The sequence below is a fragment of the Chryseobacterium sp. UF-290 genome (assembly GCF_058245615.1).
Genome location: NZ_JBSICB010000017.1, coordinates 87140 through 101364, shown reverse-complemented (window position 1 = coordinate 101364; position 14225 = coordinate 87140). Strand labels below are relative to the sequence as shown.

Here is a 14225-nt window from a genome sequence, read left to right as displayed (position 1 = left end):
TGGTAGCCACGCCAGACTTAGGATCTGGTGCCGTGAGGCGTGGGGGTTCGAGTCCCTTCATCCGCACTATGCGAAAAGGCTCTACAGAGTCACAAATAAGATTGGAACTTTTGGTTCGAATCTTTTTTTTCGCCCATACCATGCCCTGGTGGTGGAACTGGTAGACACGCAGGACTTAAAATCCTGTACCTCTTTTGGTGTGCGGGTTCAAGTCCCGCCTGGGGTACAAAGCCCTCTGTAATTCGATTACGGAGGGCTTTTTCATAGCCAAAAATAGCTTTGAAAAAGTACTCGGATCCCCACACTAATATTCATTTATTCATTTTCGTTTCTATAAGCTCTCTTTAATCTGTAGCCATACCGGATTTTAAGTTTATCAAGATTTCAAAACTTAGGGCCTGTTTAAATTTATATTAAAATATTATTTCTCGCTGATTTTGCAAATCCCGCTGATTTGATTTACGAATAATGATCTGCTGAATCTGCAAAATCAGCGGGAAAATAAAAAATAAAGCGTTAAATTAATTAGACAAAATAATTAGCAATTAAATTTAAACAGGATCTTAGTCAATTTCACTTTTTTAAATAAATTTTAATGCGTCAAGTTATGTCGTTTCCCGCATCGATATTTGCAATAATAAAACACAGAAAATGAAATTCAATATCAAAGTTTAAGGTAGGTGTCTTGTATTGGAAACCAAATAAAAATAAGGCCGAAATCTTAAGTTATTCTGATAAAAAGAGCCTTAAAATCTTAAAAATATAGCCCTGAAAAGGACTATTCAGGTTGATCTGAATCAGGAAATAATATAAAGCCCTGTAACTCAAACTTTGTTTAGATTTTCAAGCCGACCTTTTTATTAACCTTAAAATTTTTAAGCAGTGAATTACGAGAATTATTTTAACGATTTTGATGACTTTGATGAAGAAAGCAAAAGAACACTACAGTCTTTATCTAATCACCTGGTTTTCAAAAAACAGTTTCTAAGCAAAGTATTACAGGAAAATACCGATTTGCAGAAAGGTAGCACAACACCTCTTGCTTCGTCTCTGACTTCCGACATTACGGATTGGCAAACCGATGAATATATTAATCTGGAGCTTCTGGTTTCAAAAATTAAATATGCAAACAACGGGATGAGGGATTATATACTGGAATACAATCCGGATGATTACCAATCCAAGACTCAAAACAAAAGCATCTCTCTTCCCGGCAGAAATTTCATCAGGCTGAAAGCTTATCTGAATTCAAGCAAAGAAAACATATCACTAAAATGGGATCGGACAAAAATAACTCAGGAAATAGCGGCAGGCAAGGAAAGAGTTTATTACAGAATCAATTTCTTCTATGATAAAAGTACCGATAAAGCAATTATTTTGGAAACTTATTCTTATCAGGAGTTCAGGGATCTGAATCTACTATTAGGTTATGGTGATATTGATAATTATAAGGATGATTACGAATACTTCCTAAAAAACTTTGCAGAAGCTATCAGGAAGTATAACGATCCCGAATCTCTGAAATTCATTTACGAAAATGTTCCTGAAACTATTTTGCCTAACCTTTCTGTACATATTGATCATCTGACGTTTTTTAGCCATCTTGAAATCCTTTCAAAAGCGGATGACTCAGATATTTTCAGGGATAGCAGCTCTGCAGTGGTACAGGTTTTCAAGGCAATAGGAGATCCGGTTCCTGTCCTGAAGTACTTTCGGGAGAATCCGGATAAGCTGAACAGAATTTATTACAATTTAGACGGCAGTACAGAATATGACGGCAAGGTACAAAGCAACCGGATGATACTTGCCAATATTATGATGCTGTTTTCACTGTTTGCTAATAATGACAACCGGAAAAAAGAAGCCAGAACCTTTACTATTGGGAAAGGCTATAAAATCAACAGTGACATTCTTGAAATGGGAATTTTCCAGGGGAGTAATGATCAATACCGGGGTACTTTTTTCCTGCAACAGCAGAAAGAGGTACAGCAAAGAGTAAAAATTGTCCCGAAAGAAGGAGATCCTAACGCAACAGAAACCGTTACAGAAAACTTAGATGAGGGCGCGCAGTTTCACCCTCTGGATATGGTATATCTCACAGATGTCAGCGGAGGAACAGAGGAAACCTATCTGGTTCCTGCTATTTATCTGAAGGCATTGGCAGACGCACAGGAATGGGAGGTTGTACACGAGAATATCCGTATTGCAGCCAATCTTGTGGCCATTGTGATTGGTGTTGCTACATTGGCAACCACCGGAAACCCCTATTTTATTTTATTGGCGGCAGCTGATATTTCTTTGGCAGCAGCAGATCTTACGATACAGATATTTAAAGAAGAAATTGCAAAATATGAAGGTGGAAAAGAATTTCTGGCGGACTGGGAAGAGATCTATATGGCAGGAGGTGTTGCATTAGCAGGTTTAACCATTGTGGGTGGATTTTATGTGGGTGCTGCCAAACTGCTCGCAAAAATGGCAGATGGAAGTGCTAAGAATTATCTTAAAACTTTGGTCCTAAAAGCTGCTCTGGAAACCAATATTTCTAATTTCCAAAGGAATACCATAAAAGTACTGGAACCCCGGGAAATTTTTCCCGGAGCGGAATACAGAGCTCTTGGGAACACCATGGCGGAAAACGGAGTCATTTTTTTATCCGGACAAAAGGAAGGAAAATTTTTAGAAACTTATGCTGTTGTTTACAAAGGTGAAGTGATAGAAGAGTTTACCAAAGCAGAAATGCATAAGTTTTACAAAAAATGGAGTAAATTACAAGGGGAAAGATTAGTAGATGAACTAGAGCATGCGGGTGGACATGTACCACCAGGTAGTTCTATAGTAGAAACAACCATTGAAGCAGAGATAAAAGCATTTGAAGAAGGGTTAAAACAATTCTCAAAACCAGTAGCAAATCCTTTTGAGAAAATAAAAGAAGCGATGCCTTATTTTAATCATAAATCGGTAGGTACTGCAGTAAAACAAGTAAGTACAACAAATTGTGGCAATACAGCAAAAGTTTTAGTTGACTTTTTGAAAACAGGGGAATTGAAATTAGCCGAATGGTCAGGAATGCAAGGGACAGAATATGTAGCCGCAAAATTTGGAGGAGGTCACTTCCAACCTTCAGCATTACCTAGAATGAAGGAATTATTGAAGGAAAAAGATATAGTCGTTATTTATGGTATAAAATATAGAAACAGTATAACAGGGAGTACTGATGGACATTTTTTTGTAGGAATGAAAAAAGATGGAGAATTACATTTATTTGACGGTCAAACGGGGGAACAGGTAATATTTGGTCCAACGAGAGAGTGTAGAAACTTTCTCCAAAGTAAATATAATAGCGAATATAAGCAAACAGAAGGGGGAGGTTTTAAATATTTAATTGTGAGATAATAGCAACTAAAAATAAATTTATGTTAACAGACCAAGAAATGCTAGCCATAGCAGAACGTTTTATTAAAAAAATAGTAATAGAGGGTATTGAAGTAATGATATATACTGATGATATTATTAAAAAAACCTATGGGAATATTTATCGTTTTAATTCTAAAAAATATATTTTAACAGGTGATTTTAAATATGCATTGGCAGGGGGGGGGCCTTTTTTAGTGGAAAAAAAAACAGGGAGAGTCGTTAGTTTTGGAACCGCAGGCATATTAGAAAATGAGATAAAAGCCTATGAAAACGGGACATTATCTACAGCTTTAGACACCTATTGGTATCCTGATGAAGACAGGTTTGATTATAAATAGCTTATACTCAAACGATAATAAAAAACAGTAGAAACTTCACTGCTGTTTTATTATTATTTTAATAGCATAAGGTTATAACAACACAAAAAAAGCTAAAATTTATGTTAACAGACCAAGAAATGCTAAACATAGCAGAACTCTATTTAAAAAAAATAGGAGAAGGTGGTATTGAAGCAATGCTATATAATGATGAGATTATAAAAAAACCGTACGGCAATATTTATTTGTATAATTCAAAAAAATTTATTTTGACGGGTGATTTTAGATATGCAGTTGGAGGCAATGCTCCTTTTCTGGTAGAAAAAGAAAGCGGCAGGGTTGTTACCTTTGGTACCGCAGGCAGATTAGAAGATTATATAGAAGCTTATGAAAATGGAACATTATCTACAGCTTTAGACACCTATTGGTATCCTGATGAAGACAGGTTTGATTATAAATAGCTTATACTCAAACGATAATAAAAAACAGTAGAAACTTCACTGCTGTTTTCTATTATTTTTAATAGCAAAAAGCTTAAAAAAAATTATGTTGACAGACCAAGAAATGCTAAACATAGCAGAACGTTTTATTAAAAAAATAGTAGACAAAGATATTGAAGCAGTAATATTAATAGAAGAGACTATAAAAAAACCATACGGAAATATTTATTATTTTCAGTCTAAAGAATTTCTTGTAACAAGGGATTTTAATAAACACTTGGGAGGTAATGCTCCTTTTCTGGTAGAAAAGAATACAGGCAGAGTGGTTTCGTTTGCTATAAGAATACCTATAAAGCATCAATTATTAGCCTATGAAAATGGAACAATGTCCACAGCTTTAAATACTTACTGGTATCCCGACGAAGATCGGTTTGATTACAAATAAAATGAAAATAAAAACAGCAGTAATTTCACTGCTGTTTTTTATTATTTTTAATAGCAAAAAAGCTTAAAAAAGACTTATGTTAACAGACCAAGAAATGTTAAAAATAGCGGAGCGTTATTTAGAAAAATTAAGAGAAATCGGAGACAGTACTATCGAACCAATGATATACATAGATGATACTATTAAGAAACCTTATGGGAACATATTTTTTTATAATTCTAAAGAATACATATTAACCGGAAACTTTAATAAATCGTTGATGGGTAATGCTCCTTTTTTAATAGAAAAAGGATCTGGCAGAGTAGTTCGTTTTGGTACTGCGGGCAGATTAGAAGATTATATAAAATCTTATGAAAACGGAACTATGGGATTATGCTCAACCACTTATTGGTATCCGGACGAAGATAGATTTTCTAGTAAGTAATCAAATATAGATTTTAAATAGCAGCAGTAAAAACTACTTCTGTTTTCTTGTTTACCAAAATTGTAAAAGTATATATATGTTAACAGACCAAGAAATGCTACAAATAGCAGAGCGTTTTATTAGAAGAATAGTAGATAAAAGTATTGAGCCAATGTTATATGATGATATTATTAAAAAAAACTATGGAAATATATATTCTTTTGATTCTAAGGAATATATTTTAACAGGGAACTTTAATAAATCATTAATGGGAGGGGGCCCCTTTTTGGTAGAAAAAGAATCTGGTAGAGTGGTTGGGTTTGGAACTGCAGGTATATTAGAAAATGAGATAAAAGCCTACGAAAATGGAACATTATCGACAGCTTTAGACACTTATTGGTATCCTGATGAAGATAGGTTTGATTATAAATAATTTCAGATTGAATCTGTAATAAAGTTATTTAACTTAATCTGACAGTTATAGTCAATATTTTTATAATCTCAGACAATAAAAAAACCGTCTCACAATCTGTGAAACGGTCTGAGTATATATGAATGTGATTTAGTTTCCTAGTTCCAGCTGATTTTTTACAAGGCTATAATAATCTGCTTTTCTGTTGACAAGGTCCTGATGGGTTCCCTTTTCGACAACAGCTCCGTTTTTCAGGACAATGATCTGGTCTGCATTTTTTACGGTGCTTAAGCGGTGTGCTACAATGATTACCGTTTTCCCTTTGAAGAATTCCTGCAGATTGTCATGAATGATCTTTTCATTTTCGGCATCTAAGGCGGAGGTAGCTTCATCAAATAATATGAAATGAGGATTTTTGTAAACAGCTCTTGCAATAAGGACTCTTTGTTTCTGGCCTCCGGAGATTCCGTTGCCGGCAGCTCCGATCTTGGTGCTGTATCCTAATGGCAGATTGTCGATGAAAGATGATATATTGGCTACTCTTACGGCATTTTCCATTTTTCTGGTGTTGATCTCCACTTCGCTGGTGGCAATATTTCTTTCGATGGTGTCTGAGAAAATAAATCCGTCCTGCATCACTACTCCATAGTTTTCCCTGATGCTTTTAGGAGATAGGGTAAGAATATCGTCTTCATTATAATGAATTGTACCATGTGTAGGATTGTAGAATCTCAGTAAAAGCTTCATTAATGTTGTTTTTCCGCTTCCGCTGGCCCCTACTATAGCGGTGACCTTACCTTCCGGAATAAACAGGTTTACATCTTTTAGAACAAACTGGGACTTCGGACCTTCATACTGAAAAGAAACATTATTTAATGCGATTCCTCTTTCCTCTTTCCCTTTTGCCGCTTTATGACTGATTTCAAGCTTCTTTAAGCCTTCTTTTTCCTCTTCCTCATGATTCTGGACTTCATTTAATCTTGAAAGGCTCAGCTTTGCATCCTGTAAGGAACGGAAAAACGAAATCATTTGGTTAACAGGAGAATTCAGCTGACCGATGATATAAGAGATCGCCAATAATTCTCCGATGGTCATATTTCCTTTTACAACCTGTAATGCCGCAAAGAAAGTAACAAAAATATTTTTCAGCTGGTTTAGGAACTCAAAGCCTGAAAACTGGTACTGGTCTACCCTTAAAATACGAAGGGTCGTTTTGAAAAGCTTATTCTGGATTCCTTCCCATTCCTGTCTTTTATAATCTTCAAACTGGTTGAGTTTCATTTCAGAAACTCCGTTCAGGATTTCATATACGCTTTCCTGGCTTTCTCCTTTTTCTCTGAAACGGTAATAATCGAGGATTTCTCTTTTCTTCAGCCAGTATTGAGCCCAAACCAATGATAATGCGGTCAGAGATGAGTAAATAAGGACGATCGTTACATTATAATACCAAAGCACTCCGAAAAACACCAGAAAAGTCACCATAGAAAAGAATGTCATAAGGCTTTGAGAAGTAAGAAAATCTTCTATTCTCTCATTATCCTGTATCCTTTGGGTAAAATCCCCTTTCATTTTGGTATCAAAAAATCCCATCGGAAGCAAAAGCATTTTTTTCAGAAAGTCTGAAATAATGGAAATGCTTATCCTGGTTCCAATGTAGAGCATCAGCCAGTTTCTGAGGATTTCTATCGTAATGCTCCCTAAATATAAAACAACCTGAGAGATCAGTATGATTGTGATCAGGTCAATATCTTTTGTATTGACTCCTTTGTCAATCAGGATTTGGGTAAGGAACGGAAATACAAGGCTCAGTCCGCTTCCTATTAAAAGCATTACCGACAAAAAGGTGAACTTGTTTTTATGCTCTTTGAAGTATTTCATGGCAAAGGAAATACTCAATTTATCTTCTTCAGGAAAGGTTTGCTGATAAAAGCTGTTGGTAGGACTTACAAAAAGGGCAATGCCGTTTTCACCGTCTGATAGCCAGCTTTTAAGAAAATCTTTTTCGCTCAGCCAGATCATTCCGTGGCTGGGATCGGCAATTTTATATCGTTTTTTTCCTGTGATAAGGCTTTTCTTTACATCCAGAAGGACTACAAAATGATTTTTATTCCAGTGGAGGATACAGGGCAGGCTGCCGTTTTCATCCAGTGTTTTCAATGTCAGCTTGGCGGGATAGGTCTCAAATCCGATATCTTCGCACAGTTCGCTGATACTAAGCAAACTAACTCCTTCCCTTGATAGGTTGGCGTTCTCTTTCAAAAAATGTAGGGGAATCTGCTTACCAAAGTAAGAGGCCACCATTGCGATACAGGCAGGACCGCAGTCCATTTGGTCGTGTTGAGGGATAAATTTTAGCTTCATGATACTAGATATTTTCTTTTGCCTATTTTCATTTTGTAATACTTCTCTACAATGCCGTAAATGATGAGTTCGTGCATTCTGTGTCTGGATCTGATCAGCCTGTTGATATGCATATGGATAAAGCTGCTGACCAGTCTTTCTTTCTGTTTTGTTTTCAGGCTCTCTATTTCCCTGCAGTTTTCTGTGATTGAGCTTACAAATTCTGAAAAAGAAGGGCTGCTGTCTGTTTCTATAATCTCACTGATGCTATTCAGGTTGTTTCTGTACTTCAGGTCGAGTTGTTTTTTAAGGTTGCTGTCTACATTGAATTCCCGTTGAAACTGAGTATACAGTCTGTTGATCACTTCATGCCGTTTGTCCAGATCCATATTAAAAACATTGAAATAGGTATCAATACTTTTAATGGCATATAGCCATAGATCATCATGGTTGGGAATATCTTTCAGCAGGTTGACCGCCAGTTTGCTGTCATAATGGAAGATATGCTCCGCTGCATTGATAAATTCCCCTTCGTATCTTTCATATTCTCTGTCATAGGTTCCCATTTCCACTTTGTTGATGATGCCTTCACTGATGTATTTATCAAAATAGTCGTTGAAGGTGGTGATAATCCGGGCAGTATGGGTCAGATTACTGTCATTGATCTCCAGTCTTAGTCTGATGTGATTATCAGGATCACTGTATCTTATGTAAAACCATTTTTTAATAAGGTCTTCTTCGCTCAGCTGGGATAAAAGATCAGGAAAGACATCCTGTAATATTTTGTCTGAGAATTTGGTTCCACAATAAATTTTGTAATATAGCCACTTGTTTCCGGGGATGAATTTGTTATCGGAAATATTGACATTAAAAATATGTCCGTCAAGCTCCGTTTTCAATGCTTTATAATTCCTGTTGATCATCGGAATAATGATCTCATTATTAAACTCATCGGTCTCAAGATCATAAAGACACTCGGTAAGGGTTACCATTTCTTTTGATCTCAGCTCGTCGACAAGGAATAGTAAAAGATTATCGTTTTCAGAGTCAATCAGTAATTTGTTATCTCCCTGAGAAATAAAGAAATACCTGCTGATGTTTTTGTCTGAAAGATATTGTTTTACAGTTTTGATGCCTTCTGAATTATTGCTGACCTTCATTCCCGGCACTTCATTCTGATACAATCTCCACAATGCCGGTGTAAAGATAATATCATCGCCATATGTGATACGGGGGATATTATCGTACATCAGGTAATTGCTGTCCCCGATATTTAAAACCAGTGCGGAGGAAACATCCTGATGCTGAAGATCACATAAAAACTGATAGACCGGAAGGGAATTATAATCAAAATTATGAGCAGTAGAATGGAAGATTTTAACCTCTTTATTAAGCTCCTTATGGAATAAAACGATTCTTTTATCGATCATTTTAATGTAAAGATCCGTCAGATTTATTGTATTTTCCGATGCAGATGGTTTGGTAAGGTACGAAAGCTGATTCCCTCTTTTCACCTGTCTCAATAAGATGTTTCCAATCCTGTTATCGGGTAAATGAAGCAGCTCCACATAGATGAAATGATCATCATTCTGTTCTTCTTTGATGATCCTGTTCATCGGAGCCAGGATTTCTTCATCTTCATTGGAAAATCTTGCGATAAGATTGGTCCCGCTGGTTCCACCTACTGAAGATATTGCGATTTTATCCGAAACTTTTTCAATCATTACTGACAAGGATCTTGCAAGGCTCATTTCTTCAGAATCCTGAAGGCTGTTGATATCGTGCTGGCTGAGATCTATGGTCTTATCACCATTGATATTCGCTTTGCTGATCACTCTTCTCCAGAATTCATGGATCTTTTTATTATAGGTAATGGTAAATGAATCTGTATTGGAACTTGGCCAGCTTAAGGTGTCCAGCAGCGAAGAAAAATCATTTTCACTGTTTTGCTCCTGAATGTACCCGATGCCGCTCTCATTATCCAATACTTCAACCAAAGGAACCAGGCTTTCTTCATATCTTGAATAAAACGCTGTTTTAAACTTTTCCAAATTTTCATTGACCGTTTCACTCCCTTTGTCCCAAAAGCATGATAATGTATTGACCGCTTTTTTGATTTTAGAAAGATCTTCTCTGGTTACCGGTGAAAAATTGAGATCTCTTTTTAATGAAGAGTTGATCAGGTATTTTCTGTCATATAAAATGGAAAACTGGTTGGCAAGGGTAAATAGCTCATTGTAATGCTCCTGTGCCTGGCCAATGCCTGAGCTCAGGAGCTCCATATAGCCTTCCATTTTGATAAGGGCTTCCAGGTAAGCGTCCAGCTCAGCATGGATACCTCTTTTTGAACTTAAATATTCAATGACCTGATGCAAAGGAGAATGCTCATTCAGGCAGATATCAAAGCTGCTTTTAAAGAACTGGGCTTCGATCAGGCTGAAAATATAATATCTTGCATCTTCTTCGGAAACATCCTCTACATTTTCCGCTACCAGAGCAACCAGTCTTTCAAACGAATAGGTATTGTCTGCTACTGTTTCAACCAGAAAATCCAGAAGCTCATCCTTCTCCAATGAACTTAATGTATAGACTCTTTTTTCATTCTGTATAGTGGTTTCGATATATCGGTAATAATCACCCAGCTTGTAGACAGAATCATTGAGCTCATATTCGTGAACTTCCGGAAAATCTCTGTTGATTAACGCGATAACCTGAAAAAGGAAAGACAGGTCCAGTGTAGTATACCGGTGGATGGAATTCATATTTTCCGCTCCGATATTTTTATTTTCTGCATTTAATTCAAATGCCGAATGAGAAGCAAAAGTTCCGAATGGAGTAGATCTCGTCGTAATCCTGATGTAGTATTTCAGAATAGAATTATTGATCCTGTTTCTCTTTACCGGTGATAAAGATGGATCATTCTGGCATAATCTCGCCCATTCACTGTACAATTCATAGGAGGCTAAAAAAATAGACTCTCTGAAGATCTGGTCATTCCATAGCTCCATGATAAACTGATCAAGGTCTGCTGTATTTTTCGGTATATTTTTATATTGTCTGAATGAGTACAGGGAGTTTCTCATAAAGCCAATATTGATATTATCTAACTGCGTTTTCATGTTGAATAGATTGTAGGTTGTAATGATTGCTGATTGTTTCAGCGTTTTCTATTTTCTTGTCACTCTCTGCTTCTGTATCATATAAAATGAATTCATCTACGGCCAGTTTTTCATCCAGTTTTTCAATCAGTTCAAAAAGTCCTTCAAAGCTGAGGTTCAGAATTTTGAATGACTCGGATTCGTCTGCATCAGATTTTATTTCATTGACCTCCGAAAGGTTGATGGCCAATGCGAGGGATGTTTTGGGAACAAATCCGTTTTTCTGTGCAAACGCATCTTTATATCTGCTGATCTCCTCTTTTTTGCCTTCAAGATTGTCAAGGAATTTTCCATTGCTGTGAAATGCTGAAACACAATAGTTGGAATGCAGATTTACCGCATCATCTGTGTTATTCAGAGAAGAGGAAAGATACCACAGATCAGGGATCAGTCCGCCATACGGAGGAATCAGGATACCTTCTTTTTCATTTTTTTCTGCTTCAGAATAAAGCAGCTGGTGAATTTCGTAGGCATTTTCATTAAAAACCGCTCCGATCCCTTTTTCAAGCATGTCGGGATTTAAAAGATTTTTGGTATGCTCGCTTTCGGGAACTCCTTTTGACAATCCCAGATCGATTCTTCCGTTGAATATATTATTGATTAATTTATAATTGGTAACGACAGCATAAGGAGAATAACTCGGAACAGAAGTTCCTGCGGAGCCTACCCTTATCTTTTCTGTCATTCCGGCGATCATTGCGATAACGATATCCGGATTCGAAAATGCAAGATTTTTAAGGTGAGCATAATGATGCTCTGCCAGCCAAAATCTGGTGTATCCTAATCTCTCTGCATGAAGGGCATAATCCACTACGTCATTAAGAGCAGTGATTGAATCTTTGCCGCTTCTGTACCCAAGTTCCAGTAATCCTATGCTTTTTGTTTCCATGTTACAGTAAAAATTTTAGATATTTAGTTTTGTCTATTTTATCATTTAGAGCGATCAGCGCTCCGGTTTTTCCAAAGATCAGAGAGCTGTCCTGCTCAGTAAATGGCTGATCCAGTTCATTTTCCAGGATTTCCAGAGACCTTTTCATCCAGAAGCTTTTGGCTTGCTTATAGTCTGGCTGACTGTCTTTTTCGTTGATCTCATGGTAGAGCTGTACAAGTCCTGAAGTTCCGTGGCAATACTGGATAAATTCTACACCTGTATTGGCCATTGCTTTCCGTTTTGTTGTTTCCATCCCAAGCTCATGGGCCATCTCCTTATATTTTGTTTCCTGCAGTGTTTCCCCTGTTTTATAAAGAAGATAAGAGAAGGAAAGGTCACTGTTGCACCAGCAAAGCCTGTTGTTGTGGAAGGGCTTCAACAGGTTCTGGGTTATTTTGTAATTGTATGGTTTATATATTCTGGCGTTTTCTACTTCATGGACATCAAAATTGGAAATAATGAAATCCATGCAGGTGTCGATAACGTATTTAGCTTTTTCCGTAATTACCGGAAGAGCTAAAAGGTTATTCACAATAGAAAGATAGCCATAGTTGAATCCTAAATTAATACCATCTGCATAGCTGTCATTCAGCTTGTTTTCAAATGGGATGGGGTGAGAAACGCATTCATCGTAGAGGATGTTTACGATTTCACTGCTGTATTTTTCGTTTTTGATGGTGTTGAAATAATGTAAATTTCCTATGGGTCCATCAAAGAAGGTATAATTGTCTTCATTCAGCATGGTTACAGATTGTCGGAATATCAGATCTCCGATGTCTGTGATCTGCTCATCAAAATCATCATGTATTAATCCGTCTTTTTTTAACAGATCCAGGATAATGCCCAGGCCGGTCATTCCTTTGGATAAATTGGGAAGAGCATATACGTTATCTTCTTTCTGCAGATTGCCGTTTTCAAAAACCTCTTCAAGGATGGCTCCTACCTTGTTTACATACGTATCATTTCCGGTAATCCAATATTGTGTCAGGAAATAAAGAAGCAATCCCAGTTTTCCGTAGAGTAATCCGTCCGGTAACTTCCCATAATCGAAATCAAGTATTTTCTGATCGTATTCCTGAAGAATAGTTGTAATATTTTGAGATTGTAGAGTTTCCATTATAGGTCGTAATTATAGAATGAGACGTAGTTGTGATTTGTTTTAATGACATTGTTCATCAGGGTAATCCCGATTCCTGCAATGCCCTGGCCTAAAGCCATATTGATGCTGTCATATTCTGCGTTATAATAAGCATTGAATCCTGCCCAGCTGGTATTTTCATCATTTTTAGACTGAAGCAGATGCTGGTGCCAGTAATCTTGTGCTTCCAAAAAGGCATCCTGCTCAGTGAGATGATAAAGATTTTTGTAGAGTGCGGATAATCCTGCCGAACCGTAAATTAATCCCGATTCAAGGATGGCAGACTTGTCGTTATCCTTAAATTTTGTTGTGTTTAAAAGGATATACAGACCTTTGTCACAATAATCTTTTTCATTCAGGAGAATTCCGGCGTTGTAAAAAGTATAACCGATTCCTATTTCACCGTAAGCCAGATTATGGTAATCTATATAAACGCTTTCAAAAGCATTAAAAGGGAAAAGGCTTACATTGTCGGTATTATTTTCTTTACAGGCCCATATGAATGATAATCCTTCGTGGATAAGCTTTATGGATTCCTGATTGTAAATGTTATTTTTATAAAGGAACAAAAGATAGTTGACCACTCCTGTTGTTCCGTGTCCTAACCCCAGTTCTACATATGGATTTTCTTTATCACGGAGATCAAACTTCCAGTAGCTTCCGCTTTCGTGGGATTTTGTAAGCTCAATGATCTTATCCAGGGTTTTGTAGATCAGGTGTTTTTTATCCTCAAGATTTCTCAGTACGAAATACTTTGCAAAGCTCGGAAAACCGCTTGTTAGGTCAAGGTCTCCTTTCTCTGTTTTCTGGATCAGTATTTCTTCCAGAATTTCGTCTACATTTTCAAGCAATGAGTTGATGTCGTCGTCTAAAACCTCTTCCTTTTTCAGGAACATAAGATATAATCCCAGCTCTCTTATTTCATCATTAAAATGAAGGCTTTTATAATCCTCTGTCAAAACAGATAAGGACTTCTCTATGTAATGGGTTACCAGTTCTAAAGATTCCGATTCTTCGGTCATCAGGTAATGATAATAATAAAACATTGAGGCACTTAGAATCCCGTTATTAAGACCGATACCGGTAAGGGAAGCATCTTTTTTACGGATGCATTCTTCTATTTCTGAGATGATTAATTTTTCTTTTTGCATGATCTGAGAGCTGTGAGATTATATAATTTTTTTTAAAAGAGGGAGAACTGTTGATCAGCCTCCCTCTTTTATAGGA

At 36.7% G+C, this 14225-nt stretch carries 11 protein-coding genes and 1 tRNA gene; 7 read left to right on the top strand and 5 right to left on the bottom strand.

Annotated elements, in window-relative coordinates:
- The first annotated feature begins 142 nt into the window (after window positions 1-142).
- The 7 genes from AC4IF5_RS17295 (at window position 143) to AC4IF5_RS17265 (ending at window position 5452) form a co-directional block, all read left to right on the top strand.
- Window positions 143-226, top strand: a tRNA-Leu gene (locus tag AC4IF5_RS17295).
- Between the two features lie 656 nt (window positions 227-882).
- Entirely contained in the window at window positions 883-3393 is a 2511-nt protein-coding gene (locus AC4IF5_RS17290; RefSeq protein WP_490736684.1) for a hypothetical protein, read from the top strand.
- Window positions 3394-3413: 20 nt separating this feature from the next.
- Window positions 3414-3752 (top strand): hypothetical protein, encoded by a 339-nt coding sequence (locus tag AC4IF5_RS17285; RefSeq protein ID WP_490736682.1) that lies wholly within the window; start codon window positions 3414-3416, stop codon window positions 3750-3752.
- 101 nt (window positions 3753-3853) lie between these two features.
- Complete coding sequence (locus tag AC4IF5_RS17280) at window positions 3854-4192, top strand: hypothetical protein (RefSeq protein ID WP_490736681.1); 339 nt, start codon at window positions 3854-3856, stop codon at window positions 4190-4192.
- A gap of 85 nt (window positions 4193-4277) precedes the next feature.
- Entirely contained in the window at window positions 4278-4616 is a 339-nt protein-coding gene (locus AC4IF5_RS17275; protein ID WP_490736679.1) for a hypothetical protein, read from the top strand.
- Window positions 4617-4692: 76 nt separating this feature from the next.
- Window positions 4693-5040, top strand: coding sequence for a hypothetical protein (locus tag AC4IF5_RS17270; protein ID WP_490736677.1), 348 nt, complete (start codon window positions 4693-4695; stop codon window positions 5038-5040).
- A 76-nt stretch (window positions 5041-5116) separates the two neighbouring features.
- The gene (locus tag AC4IF5_RS17265) at window positions 5117-5452 is read left to right on the top strand and encodes a hypothetical protein (protein ID WP_490736675.1); all 336 of its coding nucleotides are present in this window, start codon (window positions 5117-5119) and stop codon (window positions 5450-5452) included.
- 129 nt (window positions 5453-5581) lie between these two features.
- Here the strand turns inward: AC4IF5_RS17265 and AC4IF5_RS17260 are convergent, their stop codons facing one another.
- From AC4IF5_RS17260 to AC4IF5_RS17240, 5 genes are read right to left on the bottom strand one after another with little or no spacing between them, the layout of a single operon-like run.
- Window positions 5582-7792, bottom strand: a complete 2211-nt coding sequence (locus AC4IF5_RS17260; RefSeq protein WP_490736673.1) for a peptidase domain-containing ABC transporter — start codon at window positions 7790-7792, stop codon at window positions 5582-5584.
- Window positions 7789-10890 carry a lantibiotic dehydratase gene (locus AC4IF5_RS17255; protein WP_490736671.1) on the bottom strand — a complete coding sequence of 1034 codons (3102 nt, stop codon included), beginning with the start codon at window positions 10888-10890 and terminating at the stop codon, window positions 7789-7791. The genes AC4IF5_RS17260 and AC4IF5_RS17255 overlap by 4 nt, the downstream gene beginning before the upstream one ends.
- Window positions 10871-11818, bottom strand: coding sequence for an LLM class flavin-dependent oxidoreductase (locus AC4IF5_RS17250; protein ID WP_490736669.1), 948 nt, complete (start codon window positions 11816-11818; stop codon window positions 10871-10873). The genes AC4IF5_RS17255 and AC4IF5_RS17250 overlap by 20 nt, the downstream gene beginning before the upstream one ends.
- Window position 11819: 1 nt before the next feature.
- On the bottom strand, window positions 11820-12977 hold the full coding sequence (locus tag AC4IF5_RS17245; protein ID WP_490736667.1) for a lanthionine synthetase LanC family protein: 1158 nt from the start codon (window positions 12975-12977) through the stop codon (window positions 11820-11822).
- Window positions 12977-14149: a lanthionine synthetase LanC family protein gene (locus AC4IF5_RS17240; protein WP_490736665.1), complete on the bottom strand. Its 1173-nt coding sequence runs from the start codon at window positions 14147-14149 to the stop codon at window positions 12977-12979. Before AC4IF5_RS17240 ends, AC4IF5_RS17245 begins: the two co-directional genes overlap by 1 nt.
- Window positions 14150-14225 lie beyond the last annotated feature (76 nt).

What these genes read in the sequence shown, in the direction of transcription:
- AC4IF5_RS17255 (WP_490736671.1), bottom strand. Translation starts at nt 10,890, where the DNA reads ATGAAAACGCAGTTAGATAATATCAATATTGGCTTTATGAGAAACTCC.
- AC4IF5_RS17245 (WP_490736667.1), bottom strand. Translation starts at nt 12,977, where the DNA reads ATGGAAACTCTACAATCTCAAAATATTACAACTATTCTTCAGGAATAC.
- AC4IF5_RS17275 (WP_490736679.1), top strand. Translation starts at nt 4,278, where the DNA reads ATGTTGACAGACCAAGAAATGCTAAACATAGCAGAACGTTTTATTAAA.
- AC4IF5_RS17270 (WP_490736677.1), top strand. Translation starts at nt 4,693, where the DNA reads ATGTTAACAGACCAAGAAATGTTAAAAATAGCGGAGCGTTATTTAGAA.
- AC4IF5_RS17285 (WP_490736682.1), top strand. Translation starts at nt 3,414, where the DNA reads ATGTTAACAGACCAAGAAATGCTAGCCATAGCAGAACGTTTTATTAAA.
- AC4IF5_RS17280 (WP_490736681.1), top strand. Translation starts at nt 3,854, where the DNA reads ATGTTAACAGACCAAGAAATGCTAAACATAGCAGAACTCTATTTAAAA.
- AC4IF5_RS17240 (WP_490736665.1), bottom strand. Translation starts at nt 14,149, where the DNA reads ATGCAAAAAGAAAAATTAATCATCTCAGAAATAGAAGAATGCATCCGT.
- AC4IF5_RS17260 (WP_490736673.1), bottom strand. Translation starts at nt 7,792, where the DNA reads ATGAAGCTAAAATTTATCCCTCAACACGACCAAATGGACTGCGGTCCT.
- AC4IF5_RS17250 (WP_490736669.1), bottom strand. Translation starts at nt 11,818, where the DNA reads ATGGAAACAAAAAGCATAGGATTACTGGAACTTGGGTACAGAAGCGGC.
- AC4IF5_RS17265 (WP_490736675.1), top strand. Translation starts at nt 5,117, where the DNA reads ATGTTAACAGACCAAGAAATGCTACAAATAGCAGAGCGTTTTATTAGA.